We start from the raw sequence: 23,296 nt of genomic DNA on the forward strand, positions 1-23,296 counted from the left end.
GAACGGGACGTCCGCTCGGGCACCCTGGACACGGCGTCGATCGCGGCCTTCGCCGCTGCCGCTGAGAAGGCCGCCGCCACCCTGGGCACCGAGTCCACACGCATTGCGGGCCTCCGCGACCGGCTGATTGACGGTGTCCTGGAACGGGTTCCGGAAGCCGTTCTGCGCGGTGCTGCCGGAAACGGCCGGCTCCCCGGCAACGCGCATTTCACTTTTCCCGGCTGCGAGGGCGATTCCCTGCTGTTCCTGCTGGACCTGGCCGGCGTAGAGTCATCCACCGGTTCGGCCTGCACGGCGGGTGTACCCAGGCCCTCCCACGTCCTGCTGGCCATGGGCCTGGACGAGGAGACGGCGCGGGGCGCTCAGCGGTTCACCCTGGGCCATGCCTCGGTGGAGGGCGACGTCGACGCCCTCCTGGCCGCGCTGCCTGACGCCTATGCCCGGGCCAGGCAGGCGGGGATGGCCGGGCACGAGTCCAGCATCCAGACCGCAGGAACGCTTGCGCGCCGGGCCGCCAACGGCGGCTGACGGAGCCGTGCCTGACGGGGCTCTGTGCTGAGGCCGTAGAATAGACAGTCAAGGATCGTTTCCGGGAGCCTGCCTGCCCTAAGAATCAGACCAGGAATCAGACCAAGAATCAGCGCCGGGACCCAGCGTCCCCATCCAGCGCAGCCAGCCCGCGCACGTTCGCCAGCACCGGCCCGGAGCCGGGAAAACCCGAGGGAAAGCCACCATGCGAGTTCTAGCAGCCATGAGCGGCGGAGTCGACTCCGCCGTCGCCGCCGCCCGCGCCGTCGAGGCGGGGCATGACGTCGTCGGCGTTCACCTGGCGCTCTCGCGCATGCCCGGCACACTCCGCACCGGAAGCCGCGGCTGCTGCACCATCGAGGACTCCCGCGACGCGTGGCGGGCCTGCGACGTCCTTGGCATCCCGTACTACGTCTGGGATTTCTCCGAACGGTTCAAGGAAGACGTTGTCCAGGACTTCATCGATGAGTACGCCGCCGGCCGCACCCCCAACCCCTGCATGCGGTGCAACGAGCGGATCAAGTTCGCCGCGCTCCTGGAAAAAGCCATCGCCCTGGGGTTCGACGCCGTGTGCACCGGACACTACGCCAAGGTCATCGAGGATGCGGACGGTAACCGCGAACTGCACCGGGCCGCTGACTGGGCCAAGGACCAGAGCTACGTCCTGGGCGTCCTGACGCACGAGCAGCTTAAGCACTCCATGTTCCCGCTGGCCGACACACCGTCCAAGGCCGAGGTCCGTGCGGAGGCTGAACGCCGGGGACTCTCCGTAGCCAACAAGCCGGACAGCCACGACATCTGCTTCATCCCCGACGGTGACACCGCCGGATGGCTCGCCGAAAAGATCGACATGTCCACCGGGGACATCGTGGACGAAACCGGTACGAAGGTCGGCGAGCACCCGGGCGCCAACGCCTTCACCGTGGGCCAGCGCCGCGGCCTGAAACTGGGCACTCCCGCCGCCGACGGCAAGCCCCGGTTCGTCCTGGAGATCCGCCCTAAGGAAAACAAGGTGGTAGTGGGCCCGGAGGCCCTGCTGGCCATCGACGAGATCCGCGGCATCAAGGTCTCCTGGGCAGGACTGCCCATCGCCGAGGTGGGGACGGGCGCGGAGTTCGACTGCCACGCCCAGGTCCGTGCCCACGGCGACCCCGTGCCCGCGACGGCCCGCATGGAAGCGGCAGGTGACGACGCGGGTGCCGCCGGCCAGCTGGTAGTGCGGCTCACCACCCCGCTGCGGGGAGTGGCTCCGGGCCAGACGATTGTCCTCTACCAGGGCAGCCGGGTGCTGGGCCAGGCGACCATCGACGCCGCCCGTTCGCTTCAGCGCGCCGAGCTCTAGGACAGCGTGTCCCCAACACCGCCCCGGTTCCGCCGGGGCGGTGTTGTTGGTTGTGCGTGGCCGCCAGGGGGAATCAGGTAAATTTTGTGTCTCAACTCACAAAATGGTCCGGGATGAGTGTTGACTCTCTGATTGAATCTAGGCATCAGCACCGCGCGCTTCCCGCCTGAGCAAATGCACCCATCAGCGGTCGGCGGGCGCGCACTCATCGAACAGAAAGTTCTTAGATGACGAAGAGCAACAAAGCACTGCACGGCGCAATCGCGCTGGCAGGCATTTCCGCCCTCGCCCTGACTGCCTGCACGGGCCCCTCAGGCGGCGGCGGTGGAACCTCGACCGGCGATGCCGGGGGTGGCGCCATCACGTACGGCACCACGGACAAAGTGGTCACCCTGGACCCGGCCGGATCCTATGACGGCGGATCCTTCATGGTCATGAACCAGATCTACCCGTTCCTGCTCAACTACAAACCCGGCACTGCAGATGCCACCCCGGACATCGCGGAGTCCGCCTCCTTCACCAGCCCCACCGAATACACCGTGAAGCTCAAGCCCGGCCTGAAGTTTGCCAACGGCAACACGCTGGACTCTTCGGACGTCGTGTTTTCCTTCAACCGCGTCAAGACGATCGACGACCCCAACGGGCCGGCGTCACTGCTCGCCAACATGGAAAAGATCGAGGCTACGGACGTCAACACCGTGGTGTTCACCCTTGCAGCCGGAAACGACCAGGTGTTCCCGGGCGTGCTTGCCTCGAACCCCGGTCCGATCGTGGACGAGGAAGTCTTTCCGGCGGACAAGATCATGGACGACGACGCCATCATTGCGGCCAAGCCGTTCGCCGGCCAGTACACGATTGAAAGCTACAAGAAGAACGAACTGGTCAGCTTCAAACCCAACCCGGACTACCAGGGGCTGCTGGGTGCTGCGTCCAACGACGGAGCCACGCTCAAGCACTACGCGGACCCGAACAACCTGAAGCTCGATGTCCAGCAGGGTAACATCGACGTCGCCGGGCGCATCCTTACCGCCACCGACGTCGCAGACCTTGAAGGCGACGACAAGGTGAAGGTCCACAAGGGCCCGGGCGGGGAACTGCGCTACATGGTCTTCAACTTCGACACCATGCCGTTCGGCGCGAAGACCCCCGAAGCCGATCCTGCCAAGGCCCTTGCCGTCCGCCAGGCCATCGCCCACCTCGTTGACCGTGACGTCATTGCTTCGCAGGTCTTCAAGGACACCTACACCCCGGTCTACTCCTACGTGCCCAAGGAATTCGAAGGCGCAACCGAGCCGCTGAAGAGCCTCTACGGCGACGGCAGCGGCAAGCCTAGCCTGGACAAGGCAAAGCAGGTCCTGGCCGATGCCGGCATCACCTCGGTGGTTGACGTGAAGCTGCAGTACACGGACCGCTACGGCACGTCCGCGGCCGACGAATACGCACTGGTAAAGGAACAGCTCGAAAAGTCAGGGCTCTTCACCGTCGACCTCAAGTCCACCGAGTGGACCACCTACACCAAGGAACGCCGGGCGGACGCCTACCCCGTGTACCAGCTGGGCTGGTTCCCGGATTATTCGGATGCGGACAACTACCTGACGCCGTTCTTCATCCCGGGCAACTTCCTCGGCAACCACTACGAGAACCCGGCCGTGACGGAGATCGTGAAGAAGCAGCTGGTCACCACGGACAAGGCTGAGCGGAGCGAACTCCTGGGCCAGGCCCAGGAAGCCATCGCCAAAGACCTGTCCACGCTGCCGCTGCTGCAGGGCGCCCAGGTCATGGTGGCCGGAACGGATGTCCAGGGAGTCGAAAAGACCCTCGATGCCTCGTTCAAGACCCGTCTTGGTGTGATGTCCAAGTAGGTCCACCGAACCATCCGGCTCTGACCGCACAAGGGGCGGGACACGGTGCACCTGTTGCCAGGCGCCCGTGTCCCGCCCCGCGTGCTGGACGGGATGTGGTGCCGGCCCGCAGCGGGCACCGCAAAGACAACCTGAGGTACCCATGACGACATTGATCGACGCGCCACCAACTGACGCGGACGGACTACTGCCGCCCGCCAAAAAATCATCCGACGGTGGACTGGGACAGTACATCCTGGTCCGTTTCCTGCTGATCTTTCCCACCATCTTCATCCTGGTCACCATGGTCTTCTTCCTGATGAGGATCACCGGCGACCCCATCACCGCAGCCATGGGAGGGCGCCTTCCGGCGGACCAGCTCCAGGAGCGGATCCAGGCGGCCGGCTACGACCGGCCCATCCTGGTCCAATACTTCGAGTACCTCGGCCAGTTGGCCACCGGCAACTTCGGCCGGACGCTCACGGACAACCGCGCCGTCTCCGAAATGCTGACAACCTACGGCTCGGCCACCCTGGAGCTGAGCATCAACGCACTGCTCGTCGCCCTCGTGGCAGGTATTCCGCTGGGCATGGTGGCGGCGCACCGCCGGGACAAGGCACCGGACGCCGTCCTGCGGGTCTTCGCCATTCTTTGCTACGCGACCCCCGTGTTCTTCGCCGGCATGCTGCTGAAGCTGACCTTCTCGGTCTGGCTCGGCTGGCTGCCGGTGGCAGGGCGGGCCAGGACGTCCAGCGAACTGGCCTTGACGTCACTGGAGGCGCCCACCGGAATCTACTGGCTGGACGCACTTCGAAGCGGCAACATGGCCGCCCTGGGAGACGTCATGGCCCACGCCGTCCTGCCCGCGGTGGCGTTGGGGCTGCTGACAGCCGGCATCTTCCTCCGCCTTGTCAGGACCAACGTCATTGGCACCCTGGGCAGGGACTACATTGAGGCCGGCCGGTCCAGGGGCGTCAGCGAATACCGCCTGGTCACCAAGCATGCCTACAAGCCCGCGCTGATACCCATCATCACGGTGATGGGCCTGCAAATAGCAGTGATGCTCGGCGGGGCGGTCCTGACCGAGAAAACATTCGAATGGAAAGGCCTCGGATTCCAGCTCGCCAACTACCTCACGGCCCGTGACTTCGTGGCCGTGCAAGGCATCGTGGTGCTGCTCGCCATCATCGTGGCCATGACCAACTTCATCGTGGACATCATTGCCGCGCTGATCGATCCCCGCGTGAGGTACTGAGCATGAGCATCCCGGCCGTTCCCGTCCCGATGGAAAGTCCACGGGCTCCCTGGTACCGCCGCCTGCCGGTGGTCTCACACTTCAACAAAAGCGTCGGCCTCCAGCGCGGCATGCTGGTGGCCGGACTGGTCCTCACAGGCCTGTTCGTCCTGACGGCACTTTTCGCACCACTGCTGGCACCCTACGGTTTCTCCCAGCTTTCCGACGCCGACGGCAACTTCCCCACTCAGCAGGCCCCGGGCGGCAAGCACCTGTTGGGGACAACCGTGGGCGGTTATGACGTCCTCTCGCGGGTCATCTGGGGCGCGCAGACGGCGATTCTGGTGATCGTCGTCGCCGTGTCCATGTCCATCGTCATCGGCGTTGTCCTTGGCCTGGTCAGCGGCTACCTTGGCGGGTGGCTTGACCGGATCCTGGTGGTCATCGCCGATGCCGTGTACGCCTTTCCCTCGCTGCTGGTGGCCATTGTCATGGCCATCGTCATAAGCGGCGGACAATCCAGCCTCATCGGCGGCATCTTCGCTGCCGGCACTGCCATCACGCTGGTCTTCATCCCGCAGTATTTCCGGGTCATTCGGGCGGAAACCGTCCGGTTGAAGGCCGAGCCGTTCGTCGAGTCAGCAAAAGTGGTGGGAGCGTCCAACATCCGCATCATGACCCGCCACATCTACCGCAACGCCACCCGCACCCTGCCGCTGATCTTCACCCTGAACGCCTCCGAAGCCATCCTCACTCTGGCCGGCCTCGGGTTCCTGGGCTTCGGCATCGAACCCAGTTCCGCCGCCGAGTGGGGATTCGACCTCAACAAGGCGCTCGCCGACACCACGTCAGGGATCTGGTGGACGGGCCTGTTCCCCGGCCTGGCCATCGTGCTGACCGTAGTGGGCCTGACTCTGGTGGGCGAGAGCATCAACGACCTGAATGATCCGCGCCTCCGCGGCCGCAAGAGCACGGGCGGCAGTTCCCCGGCGCCGGCGGACAACGCCGCCATCGCAACCGAAGTGAGGGCATCATGACCGTCAATATCGATCCATTGTCCGGGCGGAGCCCCAACGGAGAGCCCGACGACGGCCGTCCCGTTCTCGACATCGACCACCTCCAGGTCACGTTCGCCACGGACGGCGGTCCGGTCCAGGCAGTCAAGGACGTCAGCCTCGAGGTCAGGAAGGGGGAGGTACTGGCGATCGTGGGGGAGTCCGGATCCGGCAAGACTGTCACAGCCAAGACCATCCTGGGCCTGCTCCCGGAAACGGCCAGCAGCTCCGGGGCGGTGCTGATCAACGGAGCAGACGTGATCAGCGTCAGCGCCGCCCGGCTGCGCCAGATCCGGGGCCGGGACGTTGCCATGGTGTTCCAGGAACCGTCCACCGCGCTGAACCCGGTGTTCACCGTGGGCTGGCAGATTGCCGAAGGCATCCGGGCGCACACCGGAAGCGACGGGAAACGGGTTTCAGCCAAGGAGGCCAAATCCCGGGCCATTGAAGCGCTGCGCAAGGTGGGCATCCCCGATCCGGAACACCGGGTCAACTATTACCCCCACCAGTTCTCGGGCGGGCAAAAGCAGCGGGTGGTGATCGCCGCGGCGCTGGCCCTGAACCCCGGGCTGATTGTCGCCGATGAGCCCACGACGGCCCTCGATGTCACGGTGCAGGCGGAAATCCTGGAACTGCTCAGGGACCTGCGGGACAAGTACGGCACGTCCATCGTGCTCATCACGCACAACATGGGGGTGGTGGCGGACCTCGCCGACCGGGTGGTGGTGATGTACCAGGGCGACGTGGTGGAGGAGGCTCCGGCCCGCACCCTGTTCGCGGAACCGCGGCAGGACTACACCCGCAGCCTCCTCGGCGCGGTGCCGCACCTCGGACGGAACTCCGCCTCCGAGGGACTGGCCAGCCGGGCCCACCAGGAGGAGGAAGTCCTGGTGGAGGCCAACAACCTGTCCATCGAATACCCGGGGAGGCTGGGAACACCGGCTTTCAAGGCGGTGGACAGGGTCAGCTTCACTCTGTCCAGGGGCGAAGTGTTTGGCCTGGTGGGGGAATCCGGCTCGGGGAAGACCACCATCGGGCGGGCCATCGCCGGCCTTAACAGGACCACTGGCGGCAGCCTGAAGGTGCTGGGATACGAGATGCTGAACCTCAAGGAACGCACCTTCAAGCCGCTCCGCAAGGACATCGGCTTTGTGTTCCAGGACCCGGCGGCGTCCTTCAACCCCCAGCTGACCATTGGGGACTGCATCGCCGAACCCATGGTCATCCACACGAAGCCAAGCCCGGCGCAGGCGCGCAAACGCGTAGGCGAACTGCTTGAATCAGTCCAGCTCCCGGCGTCGTACGCGGGACGGTACCCGCACGAACTGTCCGGCGGCCAGCGACAGCGGGCGTCGCTGGCGCGGGCACTGAGCCTGAATCCCCGGCTGTTGATCGCCGATGAGCCGACGTCCGCACTGGATGTTTCGGTGCAGGCCAAGGTCCTGGAACTGTTCAGGGACATCCAACAGGAGTTCGGCTTCGCCTGCCTTTTCATCAGCCACGACCTCGCGGTGGTGGACACGCTGTCCTCGTGGGTCGGCGTCCTCTACAAGGGCCGCCTGGTGGAGCAGGGGATCGGCAGCCAGGTGATGGGAAACCCGCAGCACGACTACACCCGGCGGCTCATCGCGTCCCTGCCCGTGCCCGATCCGCAGGAACAAGCGAAACGGAGGGAAGCGCACCGCGCCCTGCTGGGCATCTGAGCGGCAGCACGCAGCGCAGCGTCGGAGCCCGAAGCGCCGGTGCCGGATACCGGCACCGGCGCTTAACACCCGGGTGATTCCGGTGCCTGCCCATAGACTTGAACCATGACGCAGCACAACCTTCACACTCCTGATGCCGATGACTACGACCCCTCAGCCAGTTCTCTGGCGGACCAGGTGGACCAGTCGGTGATGGCTGAACTGCTCTCCATCCGTTCAAGCATCGACAACATTGATGCCACCCTGGTCTATCTGCTGGCCGAGCGCTTCAAGGCGACCCAGAAGGTGGGCTTCCTCAAGGCGGCCCACCGGCTGCCCGCCGGGGATCCCGGCCGCGAGGCCGCGCAGATCGCCAGGCTGCGCCGCCTCGCCGAGGACGCCCACCTGGACCCCGCCTTCGCCGAGAAGTTCCTCAACTTCATCATTGGGGAAGTCATAAGGCACCACGAGGCGATCGCCGAAGACCACGAAGCTGCCTCGGGCCAGCACCCGCAGGCGTCAGCCCTCGCGTGAGCATGGTCGAGAGGCAAGAAGCCCGTGGCGGCGCCTCCTCACGGGCGACCGCTCCGCCGCGGGAAGTGACGGCCACTGCGCTGGGACCGTGGCCGGGCGAGGACCCCGTGGAGGCCGCCCGGATCATCCGGGGCGAACTCGGCAGCCCGCACCTGCCCTTCCTCGCCGAACTGCCGGACCGCGGAGTTGGTTCCGATGCCCTGGGCCGGACGGCCAGCCTCCTCGCCGAGCTGGCCGTTGACGTCCAGCCCTACGGGTGGCGGCTGGTTGACCGTCCCGGCAGGGACTTCCGCCGCGCCGCGTCAGCCCTGGCCACGGACATCAACGTCCTTGCCGATGTGGCCGGAGCGGAGGAAAATCCTGCCGCCGAGATCAAGGTCCAGCTGGTGGGACCCCTGAGCCTGGCGGCAGGGCTTCACTTGCACAACGGCGAGCGTGCCCTCCTCGACTACGGCGCCCGGCGGGACCTTGCGGACTCGCTTGCCGCCGGTGCGGGCGGGTATCTCTCCCGGGTGGCAGCCGCCGTGCCGGGTGCGCGCCTGGTAGTCCAGGTGGACGAGCCGGAGATCGCCGCGGTCCTGGCCGGCACCATTCCCACCTCCAGCGGCTACCGCACCCTCCGGGCGGTGCCGGCGTCTGAAGCACGTGAATCGTGGCGGCTGGTCCTTGACGCCTTGCGGGCCGCGGGTGCCGCCGAAGCGGTGATCTCCGTTCCCGAGGTGGAAGCGCCCTTCGAACAGATCCTGGCTGCCGGCGCGGACGGCATAGCCGTTCCGCTGAAGGCTTTGACCTCCCGGCAGTGGGAGCAACTGGCCGGAGCGGTGGAATCAGGCTCAAGCCTGTGGCTCGGCGCCGTGGAGGCAGCCGGCGGTCCGCTGCCCAAGGTCGCCGAGTCGGTGGAGGCCGTGTGGCGGCCCTGGCGGCAGCTGGGCCTTCCGGCACACACCCTTGCCTCCATCCGGGTGACACCCTCCGCCGGGCTTGCCGGCGGCTCGCCGTCGCAGGCCACAGAAGTGCTCGGCAGGCTTACCCGGCTTGCGGACGGGCTGAACCAGCTCGCCCAGGGCTAGCCGGCGCGGCCCCGGCCGGCGGCGGCGTCAGACCCGGTTTTCCCAGCGGTCCGGCTGCGCGTACCGCGGCAGGAAGCTGTGGGCCGAGCTGCCGCCGGTGTAGGGGCGCAGCCGGTAGTCGAAGCTGCCGGCGTAGACCAGGACCAGGCCGATCTGCGGCTGGATCACCTTCACCTGGATCCGGTGCTTGCCGGCGGGACCTTCTGCCGGGTCCCACCACTGTTCTGCGTAGGCTTTGGCGTCCAGGGCGGCAGGAAGGGGGAAACGGAGGGGGCCCAGGAGGAGCCGTGAGGCTTCCGACACGCCCCGGAGCCGGCCCTCCGCCGTGACACTCAGGTTCAGGTCGGTGACCAGCCGCCGGTACCGGCCTACGTAATCCACCAGCTGCGGCGCGCCGTTCCTGAGGGTGGCGCTTGTGGTGTCCTGGAAGATGCGGGTGCGCCCCGGAAACCGGATCTCACGGCGGGCCGTGAGGCTGGAACGGCCAAAGGGGTCCTGGTGGGCGTGGTTCTCGATGCGGAACGGAATGTTTTCGCCGTACTCGGGGAAGAAGGCTTCCTCGCCGCTGGTGAGCCGCAGCAAAGGCCGCAGCCATTCCTGACGGCAGCCCACGACGTCGAACGTTCCTTCACCCACGCCGTAGCGGCCCGAGCCCGGCACCAGCGAGAAGTACTCCTGCAGCTCAGGCTGCAGGCGCGAAAAGTCCGCGCCGAGGGCCTGCTGGTAGATGGGAACGTTCATGGGGACCTCCTGCTGGGAAAGCGGCTGGAACAAGGTGCTGTGACCTCACAATGTACCGGCAGCCTTGAGCCTGATGTACATGTCAGCGAGCCGCGGCGGCAACTGGTGGGGTTCGGCGTCCACCACTGACACACCGTGCTGCCGGAGCTCTGCGCTGATCGCCGCACGCTGCAGGAGAGCCCGTTCCGCCGCCGCGGCCCGGTAGACACCCGTGGCGTCGCCGCGTACTCCCAGCATGGTTCCCAGCTGCGGGTCCCGGACCGCCGCAACCACCACCACGTGCTGCCGGGCCAGCTGGGCCGCGACGGGAATCAGGCCCTCCTCGGGCGCACCGCCGTCCAGTGACGTGAGCAGCACAACGAGGGACCGGTGCGCGGAAACGGCGCGGACCTGCGCCGGGACTGCCGGCCAGTCCATCTCAATGAGTTCGGCCTCAAGCGGTGCCATGGCCTGGACCAGCTGGCCCAGGAGGTTCCCCTGCCCGGCGGACCCGGCCCTGGCGCGGGTACGCCGGTCAAAGGCGAGGAAGTCCACCCGGTCTCCGCCCCGCTCCGCGAGGACACCCAGCAGGAGGGCCGCTTCCATGCCCGTGTCCAGGCGCGTTTCGTCGTCGATCCTTGCCGCCGACGTCCTGGAGGTATCGAGGACCATGACCACACGGCGGTCGCGTTCGGGCCGCCAGGTGCGTACCACCACCGCGGACCGGCGTGCCGTGGCCCGCCAGTCAATCGACCGGACGTCGTCACCCCGGACATAGTCCCGGAGGGAATCGAACTCGGTGCCCGCGCCGCGGATCTGGACCGCGGCCTTGCCGTCGAGCTCGCGCAGTTTCCGCAGCTTGGAGGGCAGGTGCCTGCGGGAGTGGAAAGGCGGCAGCACCCGCAGCGAGCCGGGGCTATGGATTGTCTTCTGGCGCGCTGCCAGCAGCAGGGGGCCAAACGAGCGGAGGGTGGCGTGCGGTGCCCGGAGGTCACCCCGCCGGACGGGACGCAGCCGTACCGTGACGCGCCTGCTCTCGCCGGCCGGAACCTCAATGTCCTGTACGGCGTTCTGTGCCCCCGCCGAGGGCTGCCAGGCGTCGCGCAGGACGCCGCGGAGCCGGCGGCCGCCGTCGTTCCGGACCGTGAGCACAGCATTCACGGCCGCGTGCAGGGTGACGTTTCCGGGCTGTGTGCGCAGCAGGCTGACCGTCCGCAGCGGCGCCGCGGCCAGAAGGTCGACGGCGGCAAGGGCCGCCAGTACCCCGGACACCAGCAGTACCGTTCCCCAGTCGGGCAGCAGGAGGACCGGCACCACCCCCAGCAGCACCAGCAGCACGAAACGCCCGGAGATGGCCATCAGCGGGGAACGGGAACGGAGGCCAGGATGCTGCCCAGCACGTCATCCACCCGGACCCCGTCCATCTGGGCTTCCGGCTGAAGCGCTACGCGGTGCCGCAGGCAGGGGAGCGCAAGGGCCTTGACGTCGTCAGGGGTCACAAAGCTCCGGCCTGACAGCCAGGCCCAGGACCGGGACGTGTTCAGCAGGGCCGTGGCCCCGCGGGGAGAGACTCCCAGCAGGAACGACGGGGCCGAGCGGGTGGCCCGCACCAGATCCACGATGTAGCCGATGATTTCAGGGTCCACCGCCACCGACGCCACGGCCTGCCGGGCTTTCGAGAGGTCTGCCGCACCTGCTACTGCCCGGACCCCCGCAGCCATGAGGTCACGCGGGTCAAAGCCGGCAGCGTGGCGCCGGATGACCTCCATTTCGTCCTGGCGCCCGGGCAGCGGCATGGTCAGCTTGAGCAGGAAGCGGTCCAGCTGCGCTTCCGGGAGGGGATAGGTCCCTTCATACTCAACCGGGTTCTGGGTGGCAGCAACGAGGAACGGTGCTGGCAGCGGCCGGGACACCCCGTCCACGGAAACCTGCCGTTCCTCCATGGCCTCGAGCAGGGATGCCTGCGTTTTGGGCGGCGTCCGGTTGATTTCGTCTGCCAGCAGGATGTTGGTGAAAACCGGCCCTTCACGGAACGTGAATTCGGAGGTGTGCGAGTCGTAGACCAGGGATCCCGTGACGTCTCCGGGCATCAGGTCCGGGGTGAACTGCACGCGCTTCGTGTCCAGGCTCAGCGCTGCCGACAGGGCACGCACCAGCAGTGTTTTGGCGACGCCCGGGACACCCTCCAGAAGCACGTGGCCCTGGGAAAGGAGCGCAATCAGCAGTCCCGTGACGGTGGCGTCCTGCCCCACCACGGCCTTGGCCACCTCGTGCCGCACGTCCAAAAGGGCCTGCCGGGCTGAATCATGATCCATGTGGTCCAGGACCCGGGGGCTGCTGCCTTGCTCGCTCATCGGCTCTTGACTTCTTTCTCTAGGGTGTCCAGCTCCCGGGACCAGGCCACAAGCCTCGCCTCGGTGCCGGGACGTTCGTTGATAAGTTCGCGGAGCTCCCTGACCGGCTTGCCGAGGAGTCCGGCAGCTGCGTCGATAACCTGGTCGGCGGTGGCTCCTGGCCCGGTCCGCAGGTGCCCGGAAAGCCGTACCAGCGCGCCGGCCCGCAGGTTGTCCCTCGCCTGGTCCACGGCGCGGGAGTCCTGATAGAGCCTCGCCCGGCCCTCTGCCGTCTCCGCTGCCTTGACCACGATCGGCAAGGGCTCAAACACCAGCGGGCCCAGGCGCCTGCCGCGCCAGGCCATCGCCGCCAGGGCAACCAGGACGAGCCACGGGCCCAGGAAACGCACCCAGTCGGGGGCCAGGTCGTCGAGGCTTGCGGGGCTGCCCCCGGTGTCCAGGTCCTCGAGGGCAGGGATGTACCACACAAGGTCCGGGGACGGGCCGAGCGTCCGGATGGCCAGGGCGGCATGCCCCAGGCTGTCCAGCTGTCCGTTGCTGAAGACGGCGGTGCTGCCCACCACGGTGAGCCGGCCACCGTTGCCGACGGCAACGAGCCCTGCGCTGGAGCCGTCCGGCCGGTAGCAGGTCGTCCCGCCGTCGTACAGGAAGCCGGACTCCCCGGAAACTGCACCTGCGGCCTGCGGGTCAGGCAGGCTGCAGCCGGGCTCCAGCACTGGAGACGCGTCCGGCACCACCCCTGCCTGCCGGATGCCGGCGTCGAGTGCGTCCAGGGTCTGCAGCCGGGGCGACACCACCACCACCCGGTGGGCGGACGCCGCCAGGCTGCGGAGGCGGGGCCCGTCCAGGAAGCCGTTCCTGTCGTACAGCAGCAGTGTGGGCGAAGAACCGGCCTCTAGTGCCGCCATGGCTGCCCCGTAGTTTCCTGCATCGTGGACAGCTACTCCGTGCCGGCCCAGGATCTGCGCCACCGCGCGGGCGCCATCGGGGCCGGCGTTGTGGACCGACATTGGAACGGCGTCGCCCTTGGGACCGAGCTGCGCCCAGAGAACCAGGACCAGCGCGGCAGCCACCACGGCGGCACAAGCCACAAAGGCACGGTGACGCCGGACCCACCCTGTCCTGCGGACGGATGCCTGGTCCGCATCGGTGCCTCCGTACACCACGGAAGCCGGAGCCGCCCCGGTCATGGCAGTACCGCCGGGCGCGGTGCCTCATGGTCCTGGTGGTCCGGGCGGCGGACGGGCTTGAGGGCTTCGAGCGCATCATCCAGGCTGGCCATCGCCCGGTAGTCGCCTGCGTCCGCCGCCCTGTTCCCGTAGCGGATGGCATCGAAAGTCACCGCCGCCCTGTCCAGGCGCTGCGCTTCGGTGCTGAAGGGAAATGCCAGGTCCCGGGCCACCTCATCGGCTGTCCGCCCGGGCTGGGGTTCCAGGATGGTGCGGTCCTCGGCAGAGCGGACAAGCGCCCGGAAGCGGTCCACGACGGCGTCCGCCCACCTTCCAGCCGCCGCGGACATTTCCGCGCGCTGCCGGTAGTCGGCGGCCGCCAGCACGCCCTCGGGCTCGAACACCTCCCTGGCCTTCCGGGCCCTGGGGTTCAGCCGGGGCTTGGCGATGATCACCGCGGCAGCGATGATCACGGCGATCACGACTCCAATGACGGGGCTTGGCACGGTGCTGCCTGCGTCCGCCGACCCGTCCAGGGTTGAAAGCCAGTCCAGGAAGTCCTCCCACAGCGTTTCGATCCAGCCCGGGGCAGCGTCGCGGTATTCAGGGTGTGAAAGCTCCTCTGCGGCCCAGCGGCGGGCTTCTTCCGCCCCGGGCAGCACCGGGGGTTCAGCGGCCATCCGGCCATGCCCCCGCCGCAGGCCCGGTGCCGGGGCTCCAGCCACCGGGGTAGCCTCCGGGCCGGGCTGCCGCCTGGCCGCGGCCCGGGATGCCGTCCGGATCCGCGCCGGACTCCATCATGCGGAGCAGCGAAATATCCAGTCCGTCCTTTCGCATGCGGAGATCCATGTAGATCAGCGCCATGACAGATGTCTGGAAGGCGTAGCCCAGCGCTCCGGCAAGTGCACCGAGCACGGCGGTGATGATGCCGACCGCGACGGCGATGGCCACGTCCTGTCCGGCGCCGCCGTGCGGCGACAGGAAGTCCGCCATCAGCGGGGGTACAAGGCTCACCGGGATCATGACCACCTGGCTGATGATGCCCACCATGATCCCCACCACCACGGTGATGCCAAGGATCCGCCACCAGTTGGCCCGGGTCAGTTCCCAGGACCGGCGCAGGGCGTCCAGTGCACCCAGCTCCTCAACCACGACCGCGGCCGGGGCCACGAGCAGTTTGATGTAGATCCATACGGCCAAGGCGACAAAGCCGAGGAACAGGGGGATGAGCAAAAGGACGCCTATCCGTTCCATGCTGGCTATCAGTGCGACGGCGGCCGCTGCCGGGACGAGGATGGCAAGCAGGCCGGCAAGCATCAGCAGTCCCGCCAGCCGCATCAGTGCCCAGACCCGCGGCCGCGCAAGGACCCACATCTGCTTGAAACCGGTGGGGCGGTTCAGGATGGACCGCGCCACCGGCACCACCATGGCGCCCTGCAGGACGGAGGCGATGAAGATCGTCAAAACGGAAACCAGCACAATGGCGGCAACGAAGCCCAGGCCCAGCGCTGTGAGGTCGGCGGGGCTGGCGCTCTCCGCCCAGGCTTCGATGGAGCCCATCGATGTGGCTGTGGCTGCTGTAAGGACTGCCGTCAGGATGGCGGCGAGGGACTGCGCCAGCAGGGAAGCGCCCAGCATGGCCTTGGCATTCCGCCTGATGGTCTGGAACGAACCGTCCATGATCTCCCCGAACATCAGGGGGCGCAGCGGGACGATGCCCGGTTTGGGCGGAGCAACGTATTGTGGCTGGCCGTACGGGCGGCCCGGATGGGGATACCCGGGGCCGGGGGAGTTCGTGCCCTGGGCGCCCGGGTATGGCGGGCCAGGCTGATCCCAAGGCCGCTGCCACACCGGTGGCCCCCAAGGTTGCTGCTGATCCGCCGGCGGTGGCCAGCCTGGCGGCCGCTGCCCGGCCGGCGCACCCCATGGGCGCTGCCGATCCGCCGGCGGCGGCCAGCCTGGCGGCTGCTGCGCCGGTTGGTGCCCTCCCGAAGGCAGGTCCTGCTCCGGAGTCTGCCCCCATGCAGGCAGGCCCGGGCCTCCGGTCTCCTCCGCGTCGGAATCCTTTGACACGATGTTCCTTCCCCCATCCAGTCCGCCGTCGGCCTGGCGCCGGCTTCGCAATCCCGGCGTGGCGCTGGAAACGTCCGGCGTGGCACCAGCCTATAGTTCCGGCGTCGGGCATCCTAGCGCTCCGCCATGCCGGAGGGCGCTGAACAGGACAAAGCCATCCTGATAAGGGAATATATAACTATGAAGGCACGCATTCTGGTGGTAGACGATGATGAAGCGCTGGCCGAAATGATTGGAATTGTCCTCCGCAATGACGGCTTCGAGCCGGTCTTTTGCGCGGACGGCGCCCAGGCGCTCGACGTTTTCCGGTCATCGCGGCCGGACCTTGTTTTGCTGGACCTCATGCTTCCGGGCGTGGACGGCATCGAGGTCTGCCGGCAGATCCGGGGAGAGTCGGATGTTCCCATCGTTATGCTCACCGCCAAGTCGGACACGTCCGACGTCGTCCGCGGACTTGAGTCCGGCGCCGACGACTACGTGCCAAAGCCCTTCAAGCCGGCTGAACTGGTGGCGCGCGTCCGCGCGAGGCTCCGCCCCGGCGACCAGAAGGCCCCGGAAACCCTCCGCATCGCGGACATCACCATCGACGTCGCCGGACACACGGTCAGCCGGGGCGGCGACCGGATTTCGCTGACGCCCCTGGAGTTCGACCTCCTGGTGGCCCTGGCACGGAAACCGTGGCAGGTGTTCACCCGGGAACTGTTGCTCGAACAGGTCTGGGGCTACCGCCATGCTGCTGACACGCGCCTGGTGAACGTCCATGTCCAGCGGCTCCGGTCCAAGATCGAGCAGGATCCGGAAGCTCCGGAAGTCGTGTTGACGGTGCGTGGTGTCGGCTACAAAGCAGGGGCCTGAACCCGCGGCACAGGACGGTGCGCCCGGTGAGGGCGCGCCCGCTCCCGCGGGCAACTCCGCCGCCGGACATTCCGGCGGGGCCGGCCTGCCCCCTGGGCCCGAACACACCGACGCCGCCAGCGCCCGTTTCCGGGACCTGATGTTCCGCGCCCATCTCTGGCAGCGGCGCGCCCTGATCGTCAGCCTGCGTGTTGCACGGCTGGTCAGGACCGGATTCCGGCGGTTCCTGCCGGCGCTGCGCTTCATCGGCCGGTCCCTTCACCGGCGGTGGCGCCGGTCGCTGCAGTTCCGCACTGTCCTCACCACACTCCTCCTGGCCGTCACTTCGTTCGCGGTTGTGGGTGCCTATCTGTCCAACCAGATCGCCAACAACCTTTTCCAGGAGCGGCTGGCGCAGGCAGAGTCTGAAACCAGCTACCACGTCAAGCAGGTCCAGGACACGTTCGACGGCGCGCAGGTCACCGACCAGGCCAGTGTCATCACCCTGGTTTACGACACCCTCAACGCGGTGGAAGGCCGGGGTTCGGTCATCCAGCGCAGGTATGTTTTTGAGGCCATGCCGGAACAGACCAAGCCCAGGAACCGCTGGGTCGAATCCCGGGCCTCGGACCAGCTGACAGTGAGCGTCATCCCGCCCGAACTGCGCAAGGCCGTGCAGGAGTCGGGGAAGGACCAGTATTGGGCCTCCACCGTCATTCCGGTGGGCACCGAAGACCGCCCCGGCATTGCGGTGGGCAACAAGGTGACGTTTAACGGCACCGTCTACGAGCTGTACCTGATCTACGACCTGAATACCGCGCAGCAGACCCTGGATGAGATCCAGAGTGTCCTCTGGGCCGGCGGCGCCGTGCTGGTCCTTCTGATCGGCGCCGTCGCCTGGTACGTCACCCGCAACGTCGTCAGCCCGGTCAGCCACGCCGCCATGGTGTCGGAGAAGCTCGCTGCCGGCCAGCTGCAGGAACGGATGGTGGTCCGGGGAGAAGACGAAGTTGCCCGCCTGGGTGCATCCTTCAACCACATGGCAGCCAGCCTCCAGGAGCAGATCACCCAGCTGGCAACCCTTTCGCAGATGCAGCAGCGGTTCGTCTCCGACGTCTCCCACGAACTGCGCACACCGCTGACCACAGTCCGGATGGCGGCGGAAGTCCTGTATGACGCGCGCCACGACTTCGACCCCATTAACAAGCGCTCCGCAGAGTTGCTCTACAACCAGGTTGAGCGCTTCCAGTCGCTGCTGTCGGACCTGCTTGAAATCTCCCGCTTTGATGCCGGTGTGGCAGTGCTCGATGCCGAAGCCGAAGACATCCTGCAGGTTGTCGCACATGCCATCGAAGGCGCTGCCCCGGTAGCCGCGGAATACGGTTCGGAGATTGTCCTCAGGGCACCCGAAGGTGCCATCATCGTGGAGATGGACGCACGGCGCATCGACAGGATCCTGCGGAACCTGATCCTCAACGCAGTGGAGCACGGCGAAGGAAGGCCTGTCACCGTCACGGTCGCAGCCAGCCAGACCGCCGTCGGAATTGCCGTCCGGGACCACGGCATCGGAATGGCGCCCGCAGAGGCAGCGCGCGTCTTCGACCGTTTCTGGCGGGCCGACCCCGCCCGCGCCCGCACCACCGGCGGCAGCGGCCTTGGCCTGTCCATCGCCATGGAGGACACAAAGCTGCACAACGGCTGGCTCCAGGCATGGGGCAAGAAAGGCAGCGGCGCCAACTTCCGGCTGACGCTGCCCCTGCGCCAGGGGGAAGAAATCGACAAATCGCCGGTCCAGCTCGAGCCGGAGGACATCGTGATGCCCGGAGAGCCGGGGACCAGCAACATGCTGGTCCTGGGAACAGGCGCGCCGGCCGGAACGGGACCTGCCCAGGAGGAGAGAACATGACGGGCCATGCCCGCCGACAGGCGAAACTGTCCGCTTCCCTGCTGGTCCTCCTGCTCGTCCTGCTGGCCGGCTGTGCCAGAATCCCCACGTCCGGGCCGGTGGGCAAAAGCAGCGAGGGCAGCGCAGGGAACCTCAGCGCGCCGGTGTTCCTGCCGGCCGCGCCACAGCCGGGCGCCTCGCCTGAGACCATCATCGATTACTTCTACCGGGCAGGCAGCGGCTATGAAGACGACTACGCGGTGGCGCGGCAGTACCTGACGCAGGCCTCTTCCGTGTCTTGGAAACCGGACCAGCGTGCCCTTGTCTACCGGGAAGCGCGGGTGGTGGCAACCGGCACCGAGAACGTCTACAACTATGAGCTGGACGTCGCCTACACCGTGGATGCTGACGGGATCGCCACGCAGTCACCGGAAGGAACGATTGAAAACATCCCGGTGACCGTCACCCAGGTGGACGGTGAGTGGAGGATCTCCGCCATTCCGGACGGCACCGCCATCGCGGAGGAAACCTTCAAGGTCATCTACGGCGCATTCCCCATCTACTTCTACGATCCCTCTTTTACGTTCGCGGTCCCGGATGTGCGCTGGTTCATCAAGAACAAGACGGTCAAGGCGATGACCAGCGCCTTGCTGGCCGGACCGGCTCCCTACCTGCGCGGCGCCGTCGCAAGCGCCTTTCCCTCCGGCATCAAGCTGGCCCGCGAGTCGGTCCCGGTGGTTTCCGGTGCCGCTCAGGTTGACCTCACGGCCAAGGAACTCATGGAGACGTCGCCGGAGGACCGGCTGCGGATGCAGATGCAGCTGACATTGACGTTCCGCAGCCAGCCCGACGTCGTCAACGTCGAGCTGCGCGCCAACCAGGACCTGGTCCGGGTGGAAGACGACGGGTCCGTGCTTCCGCCGGTGCAGGACAAGAACGTGCCGTCCCGCCAGATTGCCATCAGCGGCAACGACCTGGTGCGCTACGAAAACAACAGGGTTTCACCGCTGCCCGATATGCAGCCCGTGTCCTCCCTCAACCCGAGGCTTCCCGCAGAATCTCCCGTGTCGCAGTCGGCTGCCTTCCTCAATGACAGCCGGACCACGCTGTACAGCATCAGCCCGGGCCAGCCGGCCAGGGCACTCACCACCAGGAGTACCCTGAGCCGGCCGTCCTTCGGCCTCAATGAATGGGTCTGGTCGGCCGGCCCGGGAGGCTCGGGGGACACCGAAGTGGTGGCTTACCGCCCGGCCGGTATCGCAGAGGGGGCCACCGTACCCTCGGTCACCCTGACGCCGGCCTGGCTGGCCGGCCGGACTGTCAAAGAGTTCCGGATTTCGAGGGAAGGGGTCCGTGCGCTGGTGATTTCGGAGCAGAACGGTAAAACCCGGGTCCAGGTGACCGGCATTATCCGCGGCGGCGACGGGACACCCCGGGAGCTGACGCCGCCCATTACCCTGGCAACCGGCAGTGACCCCGACCAGGGCGCGTGGGTCACCGATACGACCATCGCGGTCATGAAGGGCTCAGCGGCGTCGAACGTCACGCCGGAGCTGCTGTCACTCGCCTCCGGGCAGCCGCAGCAGCTGGCGCCCTGGCCGGGCCTCGTTGCCTTGAGCGCCGGGAACGGGCCTGAGGACATTTATGCCCAGTCGGCAGAGGGCATCTTCCAGCGCCTCGGCAACGGATGGTCCCCCCAGATTAAGGGCCCCACCGACCCCTCATTTCCAGGCTGAGGCCCTGTCCCGGCAGCTGGGCCGGGTCCGGCCTTCCGGGATTTGTCCACATACGGCAGCTGGGTGCTGTGATGGCACCGCTACCGGGTGGAAAGTCAGGGAGTGGCCACCAGAACAGGATTGCCTGACAGGGCAGCGGTACCTGTTCGGCTGGACCCCGACCTCACCCCGCCTCCCTGGTTCAGCGCCAGGCACAGGGCAGACCACGGCAACACAGTCTTTCGCATGCTGGATCAGCTCGCGGGCGCGGGGGCGGACCTGCTTTCCCTGGCAGTTCCCGTGGACTGCGTGTGCTGCGGCGCCGAAGACCGGGCGCTCTGTATCCGGTGCGACCGCCACATCCGGCGGCTCACCGCGTCCCCGTTCCGTGCGGAAAGCGGAGCCCCCGCGCTGATGGACGTGGCGGGGACGGTGCTGCTTCCGGTGGTGGCCGCCGGCGTGTACCGCGAAGAGCTGGCCCAGGCGCTGCTCTCCTTCAAAAGGCATGGGCAGCACCAGCTGAAGGGAAGCCTGGGACGAGCTCTGGGCGGAGCGGTCCGGGCGGCTACGGAGGGTTCGAGGGATTTCCTCCTGGTCCCTGTCCCCACCAGTACCAGGGCATATCTGAACCGTGGCTTCAGCCCCGTCCAGCTGCTCCTGCGCGGCGCGGCAGGCCGGCTGCCGGGGCCGGGTGTTGCAGACGTCCTCACGAAGGCACGCGGACCAGGACTGCAGCTGCCCGGCGGGCAAAAAGGCCTCGGCCGGGGTGCCCGGGCGCAGCGCGTGCGCGGTTCCATGCGGGTCCGCCGGCGGTTCCGGAACAAGGTCGCCGGATACCCCTGCATCATCATCGACGACGTGCTGACCACCGGAGCCACGCTGGCTGAGGCAGCCCGGGCCCTCCATGCGGCCGGGGCGCAGGTGGCGGGCGCCGTTGTGCTCGCGGCGACACGCCCGCCGGATGCCGATGGCTGCACCGCCGCACCCGCGCAGGCCCGCGGAACCTGCCATGACTTAGAAAAAAATAAACCGGGAAAGGATGAATAACGGGTGCCTATGAACTAACGTCGGTGGTGGGTACCAAGAACAGAATGTACCTTTCGATGGCGGCTCGGAGAGGGGCTCGACTGTCAGGCAGATCGGCCCAGGGAAGCGCCGCCGTCGTGTCACCGAAGTCATTTGGAGGGCACCATGGAGTTTATGATCAGCGGACGAAATCTGACAGTTTCAGACCGGTTCCGCGAATACGCCGGGGAAAAAATCTCGAAAATCGAATCGCTTGGGGACAAGGTCCAGCGGGTCGATGCGAAAGTCTCCAAGGAGACCAATGCCCGGCAGACCGGCGATCAGCTGACCGTTGAGGTGACAGTCCTGGGCAGGGGGCCCGTGATCCGCGCTGAGGCCAGCGCCGCTGACAAGTTTGCAGCATTCGACCTCGCCTACAACAAACTGCTGGAACGGCTCCGGCGCGCCAAGGACCGCAAGAAGGTCCACCATGGACGGCACACACCCAAGGCTGTCCGCGAAGCTACCGCCTCCCTCGAACCCGCCAGCCCGAACGAGCCCCTCTACGTCGAGGCAAGCCACCGGAACGAGGCCGTGGCCGCCCCCGAAGACAAGTCTCCCTATGATGTGGACAACGACATTCCGGCCGGCAATTCCCCGGTCCTGATCCGGCGCAAGGTCTTTCCCGCCGCTTCCCTCTCCCTCGACGACGCCGTGGACAACATGGAACTTGTGGGCCACGATTTCTACCTCTTCGTCGACAAGGCCACCAACACGCCGTCCGTCGTGTACCGCCGCCGCGGCTGGACCTATGGGGTGATCACCCTGGACCACGAGTGCGAACCCGGAGACACCGTGGTGGAGGAAAAAGTCCTTGCATACCGCTCGGACGACACCCCGGCCAACGCCTAGGCTGGTGAAAACCATCAACAGAGAGGACTGATGTGCCGGCGACGCTGAGCCTGGACCAGGCACGGCGGATCGCTTTGGCAGCGCAGGGACTCGACAAAGGACGGCCCGCCGGCCCCGTGACATCACGGACGGTGGGCCGCACCTTTGCCCGGATCCAGCTCGTCCAGATCGATTCCGTCAATGTGGTATCCCGGAGCCACTTCCTTCCGTTCTTTTCCCGGCTCGGCCACTACGACCGCACGATCCTCCAGCGGATGTCCGCCGTCCATCCTCGGCGCATGGTGGAGTACTGGGCGCACGAGGCCAGCTACATCCGGCCGGAACACTATGCAGACCTCCTGTTGTGGCAGAAACGGACCTGGGTGGGTGCGTCCCGCATGGACCCCGGGCTTCGTGCCGACATCACCGGGCGTATCCTCGACACCCTCGCACGGTCCCGCCCCCTGACCGCTGCTGAGTTGACTGCCCGGATAGGCCACGTCGAGGAAACGCAGACGGCGAACTGGGGCTGGAACTGGAATGCCGTGAAGAGGGTGCTGGAACACCTGTTTGAGGACGGCACGGTCTGCGCTGCGTCGCGGACGGAACAGTTCGAGCGCAGGTACACGCTGGCTGCCAAGGTGCTGCCGCAGCTTACCGTCGGGGAAGCAGGCGCCGACGCCAGGGCCGGGGCGATGCACCGCCTGATCGACGCCGCCGCGCAGGCCCATGGCATCGGAACCGTGCGGTGCTTCGCGGACTACTTCCGCACGCCCGTCAAGGCGGCAGCGGACGCCGTCGCGCATCTTGTGCAGCAGGGAAGGCTGGAACCGGTGACCGTGCCGGGCTGGGACCGCGCCGTCTTCCGCCACGCTGACGCAACTTTGCCCCGGCGGGCCACGGGCCGCGCGCTGCTGAGCCCCTTCGATTCACTGGTATTCGAACGCCGGCGGCTTGAAGAGCTGTTCGGCTTCCACTACCGGATCGAAATCTATACTCCTGAGAACAAAAGGCGGTACGGCTACTACGTCCTTCCCTTCCTCCTCCGGGACAGGATCGTGGCGCGGGTGGACCTCAAGGCTGACCGAAAGGCAGGAAAACTTCTGGTGAGGTCCTCCTTCGCCGAACCTGGCGCCCCGCCGGACACCGCCGTCGAACTTGCTGCAGAGCTCCGCCTCATGGCCGGCTGGCTGGGCCTGCCAGAGGTGGAAGTATTCCCCGTTGGCGACCTGGCCGGCGGCCTCGCACGTGCCGTACGAACCGAAGCGGACTATCCGCTCTGAGGGAACAAACGGGCACCTCGGCGGTGTCTCTCCCGTAGACTAAAAACGCCAGAATTCGGCGGCAACGACTGGGAGCATCTT

20 protein-coding genes are annotated in these 23,296 nt (G+C 67.1%); 14 read left to right on the forward strand and 6 right to left on the reverse strand.

The window, feature by feature from the left end; translation table 11 throughout:
• From HTS88_RS17010 to HTS88_RS17045, 8 genes are all read left to right on the forward strand, one after another.
• On the forward strand, window positions 1–528 hold a 528-nt coding region (locus HTS88_RS17010), incomplete at its 5' end, for an aminotransferase class V-fold PLP-dependent enzyme (RefSeq protein WP_174180412.1).
• 205 nt (window positions 529–733) lie between these two features.
• Window positions 734–1,870 carry a tRNA 2-thiouridine(34) synthase MnmA gene (gene mnmA / locus HTS88_RS17015; protein WP_174180414.1) on the forward strand — a complete coding sequence of 379 codons (1,137 nt, stop codon included), beginning with the start codon at window positions 734–736 and terminating at the stop codon, window positions 1,868–1,870.
• Window positions 1,871–2,097: 227 nt separating this feature from the next.
• Window positions 2,098–3,732 carry an ABC transporter substrate-binding protein gene (locus HTS88_RS17020; protein WP_174180416.1) on the forward strand — a complete coding sequence of 545 codons (1,635 nt, stop codon included), beginning with the start codon at window positions 2,098–2,100 and terminating at the stop codon, window positions 3,730–3,732.
• 142 nt (window positions 3,733–3,874) lie between these two features.
• Complete coding sequence (locus tag HTS88_RS17025) at window positions 3,875–4,966, forward strand: ABC transporter permease (RefSeq protein WP_174180418.1); 1,092 nt, start codon at window positions 3,875–3,877, stop codon at window positions 4,964–4,966.
• 2 nt (window positions 4,967–4,968) lie between these two features.
• Window positions 4,969–5,982 carry an ABC transporter permease gene (locus tag HTS88_RS17030; RefSeq protein ID WP_174180420.1) on the forward strand — a complete coding sequence of 338 codons (1,014 nt, stop codon included), beginning with the start codon at window positions 4,969–4,971 and terminating at the stop codon, window positions 5,980–5,982.
• A complete protein-coding gene (locus tag HTS88_RS17035; RefSeq protein ID WP_246256394.1) occupies window positions 5,979–7,703 on the forward strand; it encodes an ABC transporter ATP-binding protein in 1,725 nt (574 codons plus the stop codon). Before HTS88_RS17030 ends, HTS88_RS17035 begins: the two co-directional genes overlap by 4 nt.
• Before the next feature lie 105 nt (window positions 7,704–7,808).
• Window positions 7,809–8,216: a chorismate mutase gene (locus HTS88_RS17040; protein WP_066277345.1), complete on the forward strand. Its 408-nt coding sequence runs from the start codon at window positions 7,809–7,811 to the stop codon at window positions 8,214–8,216.
• Window positions 8,217–8,218: 2 nt separating this feature from the next.
• The gene (locus HTS88_RS17045; RefSeq protein WP_174180509.1) at window positions 8,219–9,286 is read left to right on the forward strand and encodes a uroporphyrinogen decarboxylase/cobalamine-independent methonine synthase family protein; all 1,068 of its coding nucleotides are present in this window, start codon (window positions 8,219–8,221) and stop codon (window positions 9,284–9,286) included.
• Between the two features lie 27 nt (window positions 9,287–9,313).
• Here HTS88_RS17045 and HTS88_RS17050 read toward each other — a convergent pair whose 3' ends face one another.
• Genes HTS88_RS17050 through HTS88_RS17075 form a run of 6 tightly spaced genes read right to left on the reverse strand, consistent with a single transcriptional unit; the run spans window position 9,314 to window position 15,209 of the window.
• A complete protein-coding gene (locus tag HTS88_RS17050; protein WP_174180422.1) occupies window positions 9,314–10,027 on the reverse strand; it encodes a DUF4166 domain-containing protein in 714 nt (237 codons plus the stop codon).
• A gap of 45 nt (window positions 10,028–10,072) precedes the next feature.
• Window positions 10,073–11,365: a DUF58 domain-containing protein gene (locus HTS88_RS17055; RefSeq protein ID WP_174180424.1), complete on the reverse strand. Its 1,293-nt coding sequence runs from the start codon at window positions 11,363–11,365 to the stop codon at window positions 10,073–10,075.
• Window positions 11,365–12,360 (reverse strand): AAA family ATPase, encoded by a 996-nt coding sequence (locus tag HTS88_RS17060; RefSeq protein WP_174180426.1) that lies wholly within the window; start codon window positions 12,358–12,360, stop codon window positions 11,365–11,367. The genes HTS88_RS17055 and HTS88_RS17060 overlap by 1 nt, the downstream gene beginning before the upstream one ends.
• Entirely contained in the window at window positions 12,357–13,550 is a 1,194-nt protein-coding gene (locus tag HTS88_RS17065) for a DUF4350 domain-containing protein (RefSeq protein ID WP_174180429.1), read from the reverse strand. Before HTS88_RS17065 ends, HTS88_RS17060 begins: the two co-directional genes overlap by 4 nt.
• Entirely contained in the window at window positions 13,547–14,209 is a 663-nt protein-coding gene (locus HTS88_RS17070; RefSeq protein WP_174180431.1) for a DUF4129 domain-containing protein, read from the reverse strand. Before HTS88_RS17070 ends, HTS88_RS17065 begins: the two co-directional genes overlap by 4 nt.
• Window positions 14,199–15,209 carry a DUF7847 domain-containing protein gene (locus tag HTS88_RS17075; RefSeq protein ID WP_174180433.1) on the reverse strand — a complete coding sequence of 337 codons (1,011 nt, stop codon included), beginning with the start codon at window positions 15,207–15,209 and terminating at the stop codon, window positions 14,199–14,201. The genes HTS88_RS17070 and HTS88_RS17075 overlap by 11 nt, the downstream gene beginning before the upstream one ends.
• Before the next feature lie 573 nt (window positions 15,210–15,782).
• Between HTS88_RS17075 and mtrA the strand changes: the two genes are divergently transcribed.
• The 6 genes from mtrA to HTS88_RS17105 all read left to right on the forward strand — a co-directional run bounded on the left by mtrA (window position 15,783) and on the right by HTS88_RS17105 (window position 23,215).
• A complete protein-coding gene (gene mtrA, locus HTS88_RS17080) occupies window positions 15,783–16,457 on the forward strand; it encodes an MtrAB system response regulator MtrA (RefSeq protein WP_174180435.1) in 675 nt (224 codons plus the stop codon).
• 139 nt (window positions 16,458–16,596) lie between these two features.
• Window positions 16,597–18,342: an MtrAB system histidine kinase MtrB gene (mtrB, locus tag HTS88_RS17085; RefSeq protein WP_217432689.1), complete on the forward strand. Its 1,746-nt coding sequence runs from the start codon at window positions 16,597–16,599 to the stop codon at window positions 18,340–18,342.
• Entirely contained in the window at window positions 18,339–20,057 is a 1,719-nt protein-coding gene (locus tag HTS88_RS17090) for an LpqB family beta-propeller domain-containing protein (RefSeq protein WP_174180438.1), read from the forward strand. Before mtrB ends, HTS88_RS17090 begins: the two co-directional genes overlap by 4 nt.
• 225 nt (window positions 20,058–20,282) lie before the next feature.
• The gene (locus tag HTS88_RS17095; protein WP_174180440.1) at window positions 20,283–21,083 is read left to right on the forward strand and encodes a ComF family protein; all 801 of its coding nucleotides are present in this window, start codon (window positions 20,283–20,285) and stop codon (window positions 21,081–21,083) included.
• Between the two features lie 144 nt (window positions 21,084–21,227).
• The gene (hpf, locus tag HTS88_RS17100; RefSeq protein WP_104184996.1) at window positions 21,228–21,953 is read left to right on the forward strand and encodes a ribosome hibernation-promoting factor, HPF/YfiA family; all 726 of its coding nucleotides are present in this window, start codon (window positions 21,228–21,230) and stop codon (window positions 21,951–21,953) included.
• A 32-nt stretch (window positions 21,954–21,985) separates the two neighbouring features.
• Window positions 21,986–23,215, forward strand: coding sequence for a winged helix-turn-helix domain-containing protein (locus HTS88_RS17105; RefSeq protein ID WP_174180442.1), 1,230 nt, complete (start codon window positions 21,986–21,988; stop codon window positions 23,213–23,215).
• Window positions 23,216–23,296 lie beyond the last annotated feature (81 nt).

It is taken from the genome of Pseudarthrobacter oxydans, from assembly GCF_013314975.1.
In the GTDB taxonomy this organism is placed as follows: domain Bacteria; phylum Actinomycetota; class Actinomycetes; order Actinomycetales; family Micrococcaceae; genus Arthrobacter; species Arthrobacter oxydans.